Below are 13,600 nucleotides of genomic sequence, written 5' to 3'. Positions count from 1 at the left end.
AATCCTCCTACGTCAGTTTGTATAAATATTTTACTGCCTTCTGGGCCATATTCTGTTGGTTGTAATAATCGGCCAGCAGTTTATAAAACTTAGTCATGTATTCGCTGTGCTCATCGACTTCCTCAAAAAAAGGAATGACCTTGGCCTCAAGGAATTTATATGATTTTTCCGGTGAAGCAATGCGCAGCAAATAATAATCAGCTAACAGTCTGAATTTTTTTACACCTAAATCCCGCGCCATGGTATGGACATCTTGAAAACATTCATGGGCTTTGTCTAGTGAATGTAAATAAAAATGAAGCTCGCCGATCGTATATAAGGTAACTAGGTAGTCGTAATTATGTGTGTCTTGTAGTGCTAAGCTTTTTTTGTAAAAGGTGAGGGCCGCCTTAAAATCCCCCATTTTGCTTTGCAAATATCCCATATTATGATAGATTTGCGGCAATAGCCGCTCTTCCCGTAATATTTCCGCATTGCGAATGAGGTGCTGGAAACATCCTAGTGCTTCCTCATAGATATGGGAATGGGTGTAGTTGATCCCCAGCAACATCAGGGTGTGGAGGATCCGGGTAAAATTATGCTGGTTCATAAATAGCTGCAAGGCCATTTTTCCAAAATGAATCGCATGTCCGGGCTGGTCCAATGAACTTTTAACAAGGGCACGATGGTAAAGAAATTCACCGCTGGTTGCTTCCTGCTCATTTTCTATGTACAGCGCTTCAAGAAGTTCATCCGCATTGCGATATTGTCCTTCTAGAATTAACAATATCGCATGATAGTAACGAAATAAATAGTCTTCATGTTGGGAAAAATTTTTCTTTAGCTTATATAATAAATCCCGTTGCCTTGTGGCTTCATCTATTTGCCCTTTGAATAATAGAAACCGAAACTTATATAATTCCCAAATATATATATATCTTGAAAAGGGGATAAATGGTTCCACCTCTTTAATCCTCTGAAAGATTTCCTCGATTTCTTTCTTTTGATAAAAATGGATGGCACTGCTAAATTCTCTTAATAGAAGCTTGATTTGACCTTCTTTTTCCTGCATCTCTCCCATGGAAATTTCAAGTCTTTCCAGTAAAAGCGCGAGCGTTTCGTCATTCGCTTCCTTGAAGTTGTTTTCAATTTTGCTCAAGTGCGGAACCGAACAAATCCCTTTCGCCAGCTCCGATTGGGTAATTCCTCTTTGTGTTCGATAATATTTAATCAGGGCTCCCATTTCCATTTATCTATCTCCAAGCTTGTATTTTTATATTACTTGACACCCCTATTTTTTCAGACAATTCCCGAAATGGCAAATAAAAATGCTTAAACAGATCTATTTTTCAACTAAAAAACAATCTTTCTATGTTGGGAAAATTTCTTTTAATAAGAAGACTCTGTTAAACTTATATGCTATTTTCGCTCCAATCAGCAGATTTAAAATCTTTAACATAGCCAAAAAGAAAAACCAGCCAAAAAATTGGCTGGTGAGGTTAAAAATATCGTTTTTTCCAAAATATGAGTGCTGTTAGACCCGCAAATAAAGCAGAAAAGACAAGTGGAATCGCATACGCATGCGCTGAATGAGCAAACGGAATATTGACGTTCATGCCGTAAAAGCTCGCCACCATCGTTGGCAAAGCCAGAATAATAGTGATCGAGGTTAAGAACTTCATAACAATGTTCAAGTTATTGGAAATAATCGAAGCAAAGGCGTTCATCATCCCGGACAAGATCGTATGATAGGTTTCCGCCATCTCAATCGCCTGCGTTTTTTCAATAATCACGTCTTCTAATAAGTCCTTATCTTCTTCATACATCTTTAAATAATTAAATCGTAGAATTTTATCTAGGACGACTTTGTTTGATTTTAACGAAGTCGTAAAGTAAACCAAGCTTTTTTCCAAAGCTAGGAATGCGTAAAGCTCTTTATTTTTCAATGATTGATGAACCACTCGTTCAATTTCATTGGTTTTCTTATTAATTTGCTTTAAATAACGCAGATAATAGGATGAGATCACGAATAACAGTTGCAAGGCAAAACGTGTCTTTTTAAATGTAAAAAATTCTTTGACACGATTTTTCCGGAATTCTTCGATAATCGGTGAATCCTTTAAAGAAACGGTAATAATATGGTCTTCGGTCAAGATAATACCAATTGGAATGGTCTCATATACCTCAAGCCCTGACCCTGACTCATCGAGAACAATATATGGAAAGTCGACGATGATGTAAATACGGCCATCATCGCGCTCGATCCGTGGACGCTCTTCATCGTCCAGTGCATCTTTAATAATATCAATATCGATCTGTGCAGCGTTTGATACTTTTGCAATTTCTTCAGCTGTCGGCGCAAACATGTTGATCCAGCAGCCTTTGGATATGACATCGACTCTTTCTAAAACCCGTGTTTCTGTGCTTTTGAAAATCTCTAGCATGTTAAAACCTCCTCACTTTTTATTTGAGGAAGCCAACCACCATATTCAGAGTTGATATTCTTGTAGAAACCAATGCAATCAATTCAAAAATAATATTGACTTCCCCACACCTACTTGGGTCCGGGTCTATGGAATAACTCAAAAATATCAACTCCTTCTTGTTTTTGATTTTTAGATAACTCGCCACCGATTAGCATGCCTTTAGGCGAAAACAGAGGCGTAGTTTGCACTTAAGCCTGATAGGAAAGTCTATATTTCCAATCGGCCAAAAAGTAACTCCGCGATTGACGCGAAGTTTTTATCATCCCTTCCTATCATAAACCGAAATACCCTAAAGTACAAAGCAGTTTTTTTACCATTTAGTGATCTTCCGGAAAATAAGGGTTTAAATGAATTAATACTTCATCGATATTATCATATTTTTCCATTAGTTTTTGTTTAATCGATCTTGCCAAATCATGCCCTTGCTTAATTGTATTGAAATGATCAATGGCAATGCGCAAATCGACTAACACATAATGACCATGCTCTCGTGCTCTGATTCGGTCAATCCGCCGTACTTCCGGAAAATCATTAATAATAGCAATATATTCTTGAATCGTTTCATTGTTAATGTTGCGCTCCAATAAAATATCAAATGCCTCTGCCAACATTTCTTTGGCAATTTTAAAAATTAAATAAGCCACAAAGATACTGGCTGCTTTATCACCATATAGGAGGATCCCTATATCAAACTTGTTTCCGATAATGGATAATAGAACACCAATTGCCGCTGCTATTGAGGCAACAATGTCAGCCTTATGGTCAAAGGCGATAGCCTCAATGGCTTTACTGCTGTTTTGCGTTGCCACTTTTAAAGAGGTACGGTACAAAATCAGCTTAGCAACAAAGGAAAACAACGCAACCCACATGGCCAAAAAGCTCGGTGATTCGACTTCGTGAAATAACCCGGCAATTCCTTCGTATACTACATAAATGGCTACAAGGAATAATAGGATTCCAACAATCTCAGAGACAATTACTTCTGCCTTTCCATGGCCATACGGGTGTTCATTGTCTGCAGGCTTATTGGAAATTTTGATAACCAGCAGCACGATAACGGAAGCAAATACATCGGCTGCGGAGTGAATTCCATCGGCAAACACGGCATCACTGTGCCCAATTGAGCCGATAATGATTTTCCCCAAGGTGAGGATGACATTACTAATCACACTAATCCAGGCTATTTTTTTAGCCAACGTTTCTCTAGAACTCATTGTAACCACCCTTATATAAATCTCCCTTTACTCTTCTTGCCCTTCTTTTTCTTTTTTAATCATTTCGATTTCTTCGATAATTGATATTCTGTTAATTTGATCATGTAAAAAATGAAATGCCTGATCAAGATCTTCACGGGTTGGAAATTCGGATTTTTTGTTCATGTGCTTCACACCTTTTAATGATTTATTTTTTACAGGAGTAATCCATACCAAAAAAGAAAAAAATAGCGATGAGCCATCACAAAAAAGGAGTGTTCATCAATGGAAAAGAAATGGAAAGCGAACCCCAATATTAATAAAGAAGTGGCCGGCAGCTTCTTTCATCCAAGTGATTATAAAAGTAATAATGAAATTTCACAAGGGTTGGCCACGACTCACGAGCAGGTAAGCGATGTATACGCTGAAGGTGACATTACAACCGGCACGGAAAATGAATAGCACAAAAATCAGAGAAAACAGCCCGAAAGCTGTTTTCTTTTTTATTTATCGTCGTCAACATATGGATCGTGTTCGTAGGCCGGTAAATCACCAAAGCTTGTCATGATTCCTTCTTTATCAAGGGCTTCTTCGTATTTTTCATGCTGTGGGTTCGGATAGACGGTAATATTTTTTCCATACATATCATTGCCGACGAAGTTTTCATAGTCCTCGACATATCCGATGTTTTCATCCGCTTCTACATAGGCATCCTGGTAATCATCCTGTGGAAAGGCCAGATCGGACGGTGTATCGGAAGTCCCCCACTGGGCGACGGTCTGCCAGGTATCTTCTGCGTCAAAGGCGACGTTTTCATCCTTTTCGTCCATATCAAATTTACCAAATGGCGGCATTAAGACGCCTTCTTCCACCGGACGTTTGTGAGAAGTGGTTTGGTCCGGACTGTGTTCAATGCAATAAATGGTATTGGGCAATGCTTGAAGCCTCTCCAACGGGATATCATTGCCACAGACTTCACATTTTCCATATGTTCCATTTTCCATTGCTTGCAGGGCTTTATTAACATTAGATAACTCTAATTTATAATGTTCAAGCAAGGCATTATCTTTTTCCCGCTCGTAAAGTTCCGTTGCTTCATCGGCAGGGTGATTATCATAACTGGACAATTCTCCCACCGATTCATGGGCATGTCCTCGGTCCAAATTAAAGTGATCGTTTTGTTCCAGATGTTGTTCCAGATCATTTTTTTCTTGTAGCAATTGTAGGCGCAAATCAGCTAGCTGTTCTGTTGTCAACATATCAAGATACCCCTTTCATCAGAAAAGCGCAAGTTATCTACACGATTCGTTTCCTTTTTATTTTCATTTTTTTCGTAGATGATTATGTACCAAAAATTTAATTCCATCAAAATCCTGTAGCTGGCTCTGAATAAGAATGGTTGTACCTTAGTATCTTAAGAAGGACAATGAATTGGGAGGGAATGCTTGTGGTTAATGAAAATTTTGATCAATTTAGAAAAGTTCAGGAGCGGCATCAAGGCGAATATTTGGGATCGGACCGGAAACAGCCGCCCGGTCTGAATGACCGTGATTACAATAGTCAGGAAAATACGGATAAAGCGCCAGGAGCTACCGGGCGGAAATAGTTGGGGAATCCCTCAGCTTTTTTCGTGAAAAAGGAGAGGTGTAATGGGAAAGTCACAGAAGAAGGAGAAAATGAAATGGTGGCAGCTTTCCTTGTTTGGGGTAGGCTGTACGATTGGTACGGGATTTTTCCTTGGTTCAAGCTTGGCCATCAAGATGGCTGGGCCCTCAATTCTGATTGCTTATGTGATTGCTGCCATTGGCACTTATTTTGTCTTTGACGCTCTTTCTAAAATGACGGCGAAGGAGCCTCTTGAAGGCGGATTTCGCTCTTATTCAAAAAAGGCCTTTGGCAGGTGGGCCGGTTTTAGTAGCGGCTGGGTTTACTGGTGTTCTGAGGTACTGATTATGGGGAGTCAAATGACGGCGCTGTCGATTTTCTCCCGTTTTTGGTTCCCTAAGGTACCTTTATGGGTGTTTGCTATTGGATATGCCGTTTTGGGACTAGCGGTGATTCTGATAGGGGTTGGGATATTGAATAAGCTGGAGAATATTTTGGCTGTGTTAAAGGTTTCGGCGATTATAATGTTTATCATTATTGCAGCTTTGGCGATCTTTGGTGTCATCGATGGAGATCGGCCGATTCAATATCCTGATAGTAAAGGGGACTTGTTTCCAGGTGGTTTTAAGGGACTATGGTCCTCAGTTATTTTTGCGTTTTATGCCTTTGGCGGAATTGAAATTTTGGGGCTCATGGCGATGAATTTAAAAGATCCAAAAGAGGCTCCAAAAGCCGGTAAGGTGATGCTTTTTTCATTGATGGGAATTTATGCGGTATCAATTAGTCTGGCTGTTTTAATGGTGCCTTGGCATAAATTCAATACAAAAGAAAGTCCGTTTGTGGTAGCCTTGGACGCCTTTGATTTAGCATTTGTGCCGCATGTGTTTAATGCTGCGCTTATCATTGCCGGATTTTCCACGATGGCTGCCTCTTTATATGGAGTAACCAGTGTGTTAGTAACGTTGGCCAAAGAAGGAGATGCACCATCCAGCTTTGCCAGGGAAGGGAAATTGAAAGTGCCGTTGGCAACCTTGATTTTGACCATGCTTGGCATTGCCGCTTCTGTTATTTGCGCGTTATTAATGCCAAATCGGATTTATGAGTACATTACCACCGCAGCAGGTCTGATGCTTCTATACAACTGGATCTTTATCCTGACCTCATCCTTAAAATTGCTGAAATTGAAAAAACGGGATCATCTCAAATACTACGCTGGTATATTGTTAATTCTTATTGCTGTAAGCGGAACCTTGTTTCACGACTCCAGCCGTCCCGGCTTCTTCATCAGTCTCGCCTTCATCGGCCTCATCGGGGGCATCACCCTTATAATGCGGCTCAAATGGAACAAACATAAAAAGAAAGTGCTCAAACCATGGCCTACAGCTTAGATGCAATTGACAGGAAGTGTGTAACGAGCCATGTCAACATTTACACTATAGTCATATGTGTTTTGGTGACAGGCACCACTCGTGGACATTTGTCCACGGGCGGTGCCTGTCACCTTTTGTTAGCCAAGAATAGTGGTAAAGGCTTGGTATCCGAAATAGATGCCAAAGCCGATTAGGGAAACACCTGATAGGAGTGAGATGATGACTAGCAGGTGGGTGGTGAGGTATTTCCGGAAGCTGCTCGCGACTCCTGCCATGGCGATGTCCCAGATAAGAAGTCCGATAAAGATAGCACTGCTGTAAAGAACTAATTGAGTTGTTTCATAGGTTGCCGCTGTTTTGGCTAGTACAGAGCCGTAAATACCAAGCCAGAACAAGATGGTTAGAGGATTGGAGATGGACATGAAAAATCCGGTGAAAAAAGATTTGGAGAGAGGTTCTTTTCCTCGTGTGTTTGATAACTCTAATTTTCCTGCGCTCATCATGGTTTCAGCCCCGGTGTAAATGAGAACAAAACAGCCAAACAGCCAGAGAAATGTCTGCATGAATTCTGTTTCCAGAAACTTTACAACCCCTATGTACACGACCAACATATAAAGGCCATCTGCCAATACGGCCCCTACCCCGATCAACCATGAATGCATGAATCCGTTTCGAATCCCTCGGTCAATTTGTGCCGCATTAATCGGTCCAATCGGAGCCGCCAGTGATAGTCCTAGTAAGATATAGCTTATAAAAACATTCATTTCCCCTACCTCCAGTGAAAAAGCCTGTCTATCCATTCTTATTCAAAAGTGAGGGGTTGTACGACTAAAAAAGAAGTAATTTTTATTTAGTTTTTGAGCTGCGGCATCCGATTATCTTTTTTAACGACCGGGGTCCTTCCTTTTTTACCTGTACCGGCTTTATGGTACCTTCATAACGACCGCGCCCCTTCCTTTTTTACCTGCACGGGCTTTATGTACCCTTTATAACGACCGGGCCTTCACCTTTTTAACCTACGAAGGCTTTATGAGCTCTTCATAACGACCGATTCCCTTTCTCTTTAACCTATGCGGGCTTTATGGGGCCTTCATAACAACCGAGATCCCTCCTTTTTTACCCGCAAGTGCTTTATCTACCCAATCAAAAAAAGAGCCCCTTCAAGGTAGCTCTTATTAAATACCCCAGCTATTGTTTCGTCTCCGATACTTTCCGAAACGGAACCCCAAATAATTCATCCTCAACCAACTGTCGCTTGGACACCGGAAGATTTAGCGTGTCAATATCAATAATATACTTTGGACGTTGCTTAGTTTCGTTGTAGATTTTTCCGACGTATTCCCCAATCAGGCCAATTGCAATTAGCTGTAGGCCTCCGATTAGCCAAATGGAAGTGATAAGTGAAGTCCAGCCCGTCTCTGTGTCTCCCAAAAACTTTAATGTTAAAAAATATCCGCCAAACACCAGGCTCATGAAAAATGACACAATTCCTACCAGTAAAACGAACCGGATGGGTGACACCGAAAAGGAGGTGATTCCGTCAAACGCAAACGCCAACATTTTCTTCAGCGGATACTTTGTTTCCCCTGCCTCCCGCTCCAGACGATCATAATAAACTACATCTGATTGGAACCCCAGCAGCGGGACAATCCCTCGTAAGAACAAATTGACTTCTTTAAATCGCTCCAGCTCGTGCAGTGCCCGTTTACTCATCAGGCGGAAATCAGCATGGTTATATACCAGATTGACCCCTAGCTTTTCCATCATTTTATAAAAACCTTGGGCAGTGGTCCGCTTAAAAAACGTATCAGTAGCACGGCCTTGGCGAACACCGTACACAATTTCACAGCCCTCTTGAAATTTTAAAATAAACTCGCGAATGACTCGGATATCATCCTGCAAATCCGCATCAATGGATACGACACAGTCCGAAAGCTCTTTTGCGGCGTGGAGCCCGGCTAAGAGCGCACGCTGATGCCCGACATTCCGCGCTAGTTTCAAACCCCGGACATGCTCGTTTTTAAGCCCCTCTTTATAAATCATCTCCCACGTCTGGTCCTTACTCCCGTCATCAACAAATAGAATTTTACTTTGCGGTGACACCAGAGACTCCTGCATTAAATTCTTCAGCAGTTGGTGAAGTTTCTTGATTGTTACGGGCAAAACGGCTTCCTCGTTATAGCATGGAACAACAATTGTAAGGACTGGCTTCATCATGTTAAAAACCCCCGATGTCTAAAAAGTCTTATACAAGTAAATTTTCCAAGCAGAAGTTTTGGACTCAAACACTTTTTCAAGCTTCAGACGGTTGTTTCGCGCATTATCAATCGGAATCGCTGAAAAAATATAACGCCCGCCCATCTCTTTAAATACATCTGTATTCAGTTCCAAATTTTTCAAATGACGTTTAGAATCCTTCTTGATCATATATCTTTTGCCAAGCTGTGCTGTAAAAAGGTAACAACGCCCGCCCCATTGATCGAAGTACTGCCGGATGGTTTTATTCTTCTCTAATTCTTTTTCAATGATTTTCCTGAATTGATGTTTATAGCTTAACGGATAAAAATTATTGTAGGTATCTAGAGTATAAAACCCGTTATACTGCGCAATGGCCGGATGGATTCCGATGCTTGCTACCCAGTACTTCTCCTGCGGCATGGCAATGTACTGCTTAATGTCTTGAAACAATTCCTCTGCGTAAAACTCCTTGACTGTTGGTTTTTGACGATAAATAATTTCATCATTAAACAGGGCTAAAAACATCAACTGCAGCACCGCGAACCATTTGGCTGTCTTTGACCAACTGAACCCCTGCAGAGAAATAATTTTTAACGCTAAGGCAAAGCTTGCGTAGATCACCATCGGTCGTAAAAAATGATATCTGGCAAAGTTGAACGTATTTAAAAAGTGAAATTTCTCGGTGACAGGCACCCAGCCTCTAAAAAACCAAAAGGCATACCACAGTGACAATACAAAGTTCAGTCCAAATAAAAATACAAATATTTTTTCCTGTTTCCATAGTCTTTTTGAATAAACAAAGTAAAAGGCGATAAACAAAGCCGGCAGAATAAATAATGTATGTACCGTCATGACGTGTGTGTGTCCGAGCAAGTAGTTTTTGAAAGTTAGGCGAACAGCCCTCCAAAACGGTAGATGCGCATGAAAATACTCGTCACGGCTATTTGGTACTCCTTTCACAAGGAACGAATAAACAAGGCGGTATTCAACCAGCATGAATACGAATGTCATGTAACCAATAGAAAAAAGAAATTTCCCATTCCAGCCCTTGCCTCTAATAACATCCGTCAGCCAAAATACAGCCATGGCGCTCAGAAAAAAGAAAAATCCCAACACAATGCTGGCGTAAAACGGTAAAAATGTCAGGACAGCATAATCCTTTAAGGTGGCTTCCCCTTTACGGATATTGAGGAACGCCCATAACGCAAGTGGCATTCCTAATGTGCTGAGCATTCCTGATGGCCAAAACGGCGTTAAGGCGAATGCCAGTGCCGCAAAGCTGTTGAGCGGAATCCATTTTTCACCTGGAAGCAGGTGCTTTTTTAACAATAAGTACATTCCGATAAAGGCGGCAATCCTTGTCAGGGCCTGACTGATCCCATAGGCAATCATCGTTGGTAGCAATGAGTATAGCCAGACGATTACACTGTATTCAGTGCCAAAGGCGTTTCTGGATAGCAGCCCGTTGATGATTTGTGGAATCACTCCCGTTACTCCGCCAAACATTTGGCCACTTCTCGATAACACCTTATACCACGCCAGATTGGAATCCAGATTGTCATGGACCCTGATATGTGCATTTTCCTGCAAAATAAACAGTGGAGAAAGATAGACTGCTAAAACTAGTAGGGCAAAGAGGAGATACTTCTGCTCTTGCGTTGTTTTTACCATCATGTTTCTCACCTCAAAAGATCTCTCCATTTGTCCTTTAAATTTTGCTATAGGTGGGAAATTTATTCTGAATATCCAAATAAAAAAACCCTCCTAGTAGTAGGAAGGTTTCGTACGCTTTTTGTCATAGGTATTTAACAGGCGATCAAGTTTTTGACTGCATTGGACAACAATTGGATTCGAATAACCATGGAGATGAGCCAAATGAATCATTTCTAATCGTGTTTTTTCAATGTTCGTTAATAAGAAATTCATCCCAGTCACCATTGTCAGCCCTCTTTTACATGATAGTTATGTTGATCATAATTTACAAGTTTTTGCTATTTCATACAAGTAGTACTTGTATGAAAGTATGAATTTTTTGTGAACCATCCCATAAATTAGATGGGATATTTTAGTCAATAATAGTAGTAAGGAGGGGAACACCATGACGAATCGAATCGTAATCAGTTTTTTACGAATGCCCTTATTAATAAGAATATTACTGATTGCTCTCCTTGTCTTTGGCGTTTTTGGAGTTGCGATTCATGTATTAGAACCAGACACCTTTCCATCTGTCTTTGACGGGATTTGGTGGGCCATTATTACTGCATCGACAGTGGGATACGGTGATTATGTTCCCCATTCACTACTGGGCCGGTTAACAGCAGTGGTTTTAATTTTATTAGGAGTCAGCTTTGTTTCCTCGTATTTTGGAACCTTAGCCGCGGCAGCTGTTACGAAGCAAGATGCTTATGCAGAAGGAAAAATTGCCTTTAAAGGTCAGGGACATACGATTATTATCGGCTGGAATGAACGTTCAAAGGAATTGATCAGTAAATTGATTAGTCAGAAATCTCCTCCAATGATTGTGATTATTGACGAAACCCTTGAGGCCAATCCGGTTTCCTCACGGTTTGTGCATTTTATTCAAGGGAAAGCTCATGTCGATGATACGATTGTGAAGAGTGATATTGAGCATGCCGAGAAGGTGCTGATTACGGCGGATCGTGGAAATGATGAGTTACAGGCTGATATGAATAGTATTTTAACATTGTTAACCATTAAGGGGCTGTGCGCAAAGGTAAAATGCATTGTGGAGATTTTAACAGCGGAACAGGTGGTAAACGCGGTAAGAGCGGGCGCAGATGAGGTGATTCAATCCAATAAGTTAACCAGTGTCTTTATGCTCAACAGCTTGCATTCGAATGGTGACGGGTTGCTCTCAGATGTGTTACATCAACTGCAGGATGGCCGTTTGACAGCTGTTTTTGCCGGTGCCGGGAAGTCTGGGAAATTATACGGAGATATGTGCCAGGAGCAATTGAGCTGCGGCTGTCTTCTGGTGGGAATAAAAAGAGGAGAGGAAACCATCCTGAATCCCCCCCACACCTTTAAAATGGAAGAGTCCGATCAGCTATTAACCATCCGATAGCAGGACCGTTTCCAATTCGGCTACCATTGCCTTACCTTTATCTATATAACGATCAGGAATGCTGGCGTCTTTATCAGTTGGTTCCTGAAATTGATTTAATGTCCCGGAGAATACTCCTGACTCACCCTGAACATCCAACCCCGATTCATATTGGTGCGACAATAGGAACGGTCGGCCCAACTCCACCGTACAACCACGCATATCCAGTTGTCCATCAACCGCATGAAATGGAAGCCGAAAAAATTGATAGCCGCCTTCATCATCCAGTTTATAATCGAACGAACCATGGTCATAATCCCAATTCCCGCCAATCGAATACCCGATTGGTTTTAATTTTTGCTCTATTTTAAATAAATCAAACTGCTTGCCCTCGACTTTTGATGGCAGTTCAATCATTCTGCATACCCCCTTTATTCTTAGCTTCCCCATCATTCTTGAAAAATAAATGTTGGAAATTAGTCATACCTTTGGTTTGGAAATTTTTATAAAATGGAGATATATTTATTTGAAAGGAGTGTTGATTTTGGGAATTACTGTTATAAAGCCGCGTCAATACCGAAAAAATTAAAGATATATCGGATTTTACATGTGCGGATGTAATTAACGGGAAGTGAAAAGAAATATTACTATAACCTTGAAAAAGGGTATGAAGGGGAGGTGCTATTTGATGAATTAGCAATAGAGCGCATCCAGATGAATGTTTTGATGCTTAATGATTTGTTATTGGAACAAAATCATTCCTACTTTCAAATTGACTCCTTGTTGGTTACGCAAGGAATGATTCACTTATTTGATGTAAAAAATTTTGAAGGCATTTACGTTTATAAGGATGACAATTTCTATCTTCTGGGTAGTAACAATGACCTTCAAAATCCTTTAGAACAGCTGAAACGATGTGAACGCCTCCTCCGCAAACGTCTCCAAAAAAATGGCATTAATCTCCCCATAAAATCTCACTTAATCTTTATTAACCCCAAATTTACTCTCTTACAAGCACCTCTTAACGAGACCATCATTCTCCCAACACAACTTGATCATTTTTTTGAAAAAATGAATAGAATTCAGGCTAATGTAACAGAGAAGCATGTTGTAATTTCTGAGAAAATCATGACTTATCATAAGGGAGAGTACCCATTGGTTAATGTCCCTACTTATACAAAGAGCACACTGAAATACGGGAACTATTGCTTAAAGTGTCATTCCTTTGATGTATCAGTTGTTGGAGTTGGGAAATTGGTGTGTATTGAGTGCGGTTTTGAGGAATCGGTGGATCAAGCTGTATTGCGGTGTGTAGAGGAAATCGGGCTGTTGTTTCCCGGGGAGAAGATTATGACTAATTTGGTACAGCACTGGTGCGGAGGTGCTTTCTCTAAAAAGGTAATTTGTAGGGTTTTGAAGGGGAATTATACTATAAAAGGATATGGTCAATGGACGTATTATGAGTAATCATAATTAACTGTTACTTGATTAAATTTAATTAGGTCTCCAATTAATTCTTTGGCGACCTTTTTTAATTTATGGTCATTCTAGAAGGAAACATGTCATCTTGGAGACTCCCTTTCATCTATCTACTGTTCCTCGGCACCAAGCGGCCTTATTGACGACCGTCTCATCATTTATCCGCAATTCCTTGGCGCCAAGAAG

14 protein-coding genes and 1 pseudogene are annotated in these 13,600 nt (G+C 40.6%); 5 read left to right on the top strand and 10 right to left on the bottom strand.

The genetic code is table 11. The features are described 5' to 3' along the window. Positions 1-7: 7 nt before the first annotated feature. From ACI3K6_RS10745 to ACI3K6_RS10730, 4 genes are all read right to left on the bottom strand, one after another. Positions 8-1,228, bottom strand: a complete 1,221-nt coding sequence (locus ACI3K6_RS10745) for a helix-turn-helix domain-containing protein (protein WP_435554817.1) — start codon at positions 1,226-1,228, stop codon at positions 8-10. 250 nt (positions 1,229-1,478) lie between these two features. After that, positions 1,479-2,423: a magnesium transporter CorA family protein gene (locus ACI3K6_RS10740; RefSeq protein WP_335475724.1), complete on the bottom strand. Its 945-nt coding sequence runs from the start codon at positions 2,421-2,423 to the stop codon at positions 1,479-1,481. A gap of 359 nt (positions 2,424-2,782) precedes the next feature. Then, entirely contained in the window at positions 2,783-3,679 is an 897-nt protein-coding gene (locus ACI3K6_RS10735) for a cation diffusion facilitator family transporter (protein WP_335475725.1), read from the bottom strand. Between the two features lie 27 nt (positions 3,680-3,706). After that, positions 3,707-3,844 carry a hypothetical protein gene (locus tag ACI3K6_RS10730; RefSeq protein WP_435554816.1) on the bottom strand — a complete coding sequence of 46 codons (138 nt, stop codon included), beginning with the start codon at positions 3,842-3,844 and terminating at the stop codon, positions 3,707-3,709. 99 nt (positions 3,845-3,943) lie between these two features. On the opposite strand from ACI3K6_RS10730, the gene ACI3K6_RS10725 reads away from it, so the two are divergent. Beyond that, a complete protein-coding gene (locus tag ACI3K6_RS10725) occupies positions 3,944-4,120 on the top strand; it encodes a YozQ family protein (RefSeq protein WP_435554815.1) in 177 nt (58 codons plus the stop codon). Between the two features lie 41 nt (positions 4,121-4,161). Here ACI3K6_RS10725 and ACI3K6_RS10720 read toward each other — a convergent pair whose 3' ends face one another. Continuing rightward, positions 4,162-4,917, bottom strand: coding sequence for a TraR/DksA C4-type zinc finger protein (locus ACI3K6_RS10720; RefSeq protein WP_435554814.1), 756 nt, complete (start codon positions 4,915-4,917; stop codon positions 4,162-4,164). 188 nt (positions 4,918-5,105) lie between these two features. Between ACI3K6_RS10720 and ACI3K6_RS10715 the strand changes: the two genes are divergently transcribed. Both ACI3K6_RS10715 and ACI3K6_RS10710 read left to right on the top strand, forming a co-directional pair. Further along, positions 5,106-5,264 (top strand): hypothetical protein, encoded by a 159-nt coding sequence (locus ACI3K6_RS10715; protein WP_335475732.1) that lies wholly within the window; start codon positions 5,106-5,108, stop codon positions 5,262-5,264. Positions 5,265-5,307: 43 nt separating this feature from the next. Then, positions 5,308-6,651 (top strand): amino acid permease, encoded by a 1,344-nt coding sequence (locus ACI3K6_RS10710; protein WP_435554813.1) that lies wholly within the window; start codon positions 5,308-5,310, stop codon positions 6,649-6,651. A 119-nt stretch (positions 6,652-6,770) separates the two neighbouring features. Here the strand turns inward: ACI3K6_RS10710 and ACI3K6_RS10705 are convergent, their stop codons facing one another. From ACI3K6_RS10705 to ACI3K6_RS10690, 4 genes are all read right to left on the bottom strand, one after another. Continuing rightward, positions 6,771-7,397 (bottom strand): LysE family transporter, encoded by a 627-nt coding sequence (locus ACI3K6_RS10705; protein WP_435554812.1) that lies wholly within the window; start codon positions 7,395-7,397, stop codon positions 6,771-6,773. A 424-nt stretch (positions 7,398-7,821) separates the two neighbouring features. Then, positions 7,822-8,850 (bottom strand): glycosyltransferase family 2 protein, encoded by a 1,029-nt coding sequence (locus ACI3K6_RS10700; RefSeq protein WP_435554811.1) that lies wholly within the window; start codon positions 8,848-8,850, stop codon positions 7,822-7,824. Positions 8,851-8,868: 18 nt separating this feature from the next. Further along, complete coding sequence (locus tag ACI3K6_RS10695; RefSeq protein WP_435554810.1) at positions 8,869-10,545, bottom strand: DUF6044 family protein; 1,677 nt, start codon at positions 10,543-10,545, stop codon at positions 8,869-8,871. A gap of 90 nt (positions 10,546-10,635) precedes the next feature. Continuing rightward, entirely contained in the window at positions 10,636-10,809 is a 174-nt protein-coding gene (locus ACI3K6_RS10690) for an aspartyl-phosphate phosphatase Spo0E family protein (RefSeq protein WP_335479267.1), read from the bottom strand. Between the two features lie 160 nt (positions 10,810-10,969). Between ACI3K6_RS10690 and ACI3K6_RS10685 the strand changes: the two genes are divergently transcribed. Beyond that, a complete protein-coding gene (locus ACI3K6_RS10685; RefSeq protein WP_435554809.1) occupies positions 10,970-11,956 on the top strand; it encodes a potassium channel family protein in 987 nt (328 codons plus the stop codon). On the opposite strand, the gene ACI3K6_RS10680 is transcribed toward ACI3K6_RS10685, so the two are convergent. Next, entirely contained in the window at positions 11,942-12,352 is a 411-nt protein-coding gene (locus ACI3K6_RS10680) for a YugN-like family protein (protein WP_435554808.1), read from the bottom strand. The genes ACI3K6_RS10685 and ACI3K6_RS10680 overlap by 15 nt on opposite strands. 255 nt (positions 12,353-12,607) lie before the next feature. Here ACI3K6_RS10680 and ACI3K6_RS10675 point away from each other — a divergent pair. Continuing rightward, positions 12,608-13,402: pseudogene (locus tag ACI3K6_RS10675) on the top strand (nuclease-related domain-containing protein); the annotation flags it as partial. Between the last annotated feature and the right edge of the window lie 198 nt (positions 13,403-13,600).

This window comes from Neobacillus solisequens (assembly GCF_051233465.1).
Lineage (GTDB): Bacteria > Bacillota > Bacilli > Bacillales > Cytobacillaceae > Neobacillus.
The sequence above is the reverse complement of the archived record's forward strand: the minus strand, read 5'-3'. Positions and strand labels throughout refer to the sequence as shown.

Excerpts from the sequence above, each read along its gene's own strand:
- ACI3K6_RS10745 (WP_435554817.1), bottom strand. The coding sequence starts at position 1,228 with ATGGAAATGGGAGCCCTGATTAAATATTATCGAACACAAAGAGGAATT.
- ACI3K6_RS10740 (WP_335475724.1), bottom strand. The coding sequence starts at position 2,423 with ATGCTAGAGATTTTCAAAAGCACAGAAACACGGGTTTTAGAAAGAGTC.
- ACI3K6_RS10735 (WP_335475725.1), bottom strand. The coding sequence starts at position 3,679 with ATGAGTTCTAGAGAAACGTTGGCTAAAAAAATAGCCTGGATTAGTGTG.
- ACI3K6_RS10730 (WP_435554816.1), bottom strand. The coding sequence starts at position 3,844 with ATGAACAAAAAATCCGAATTTCCAACCCGTGAAGATCTTGATCAGGCA.
- ACI3K6_RS10725 (WP_435554815.1), top strand. The coding sequence starts at position 3,944 with ATGGAAAAGAAATGGAAAGCGAACCCCAATATTAATAAAGAAGTGGCC.
- ACI3K6_RS10720 (WP_435554814.1), bottom strand. The coding sequence starts at position 4,917 with ATGTTGACAACAGAACAGCTAGCTGATTTGCGCCTACAATTGCTACAA.
- ACI3K6_RS10710 (WP_435554813.1), top strand. The coding sequence starts at position 5,308 with ATGGGAAAGTCACAGAAGAAGGAGAAAATGAAATGGTGGCAGCTTTCC.
- ACI3K6_RS10705 (WP_435554812.1), bottom strand. The coding sequence starts at position 7,397 with ATGAATGTTTTTATAAGCTATATCTTACTAGGACTATCACTGGCGGCT.
- ACI3K6_RS10700 (WP_435554811.1), bottom strand. The coding sequence starts at position 8,850 with ATGATGAAGCCAGTCCTTACAATTGTTGTTCCATGCTATAACGAGGAA.
- ACI3K6_RS10695 (WP_435554810.1), bottom strand. The coding sequence starts at position 10,545 with ATGATGGTAAAAACAACGCAAGAGCAGAAGTATCTCCTCTTTGCCCTA.
- ACI3K6_RS10690 (WP_335479267.1), bottom strand. The coding sequence starts at position 10,809 with ATGGTGACTGGGATGAATTTCTTATTAACGAACATTGAAAAAACACGA.
- ACI3K6_RS10685 (WP_435554809.1), top strand. The coding sequence starts at position 10,970 with ATGACGAATCGAATCGTAATCAGTTTTTTACGAATGCCCTTATTAATA.
- ACI3K6_RS10680 (WP_435554808.1), bottom strand. The coding sequence starts at position 12,352 with ATGATTGAACTGCCATCAAAAGTCGAGGGCAAGCAGTTTGATTTATTT.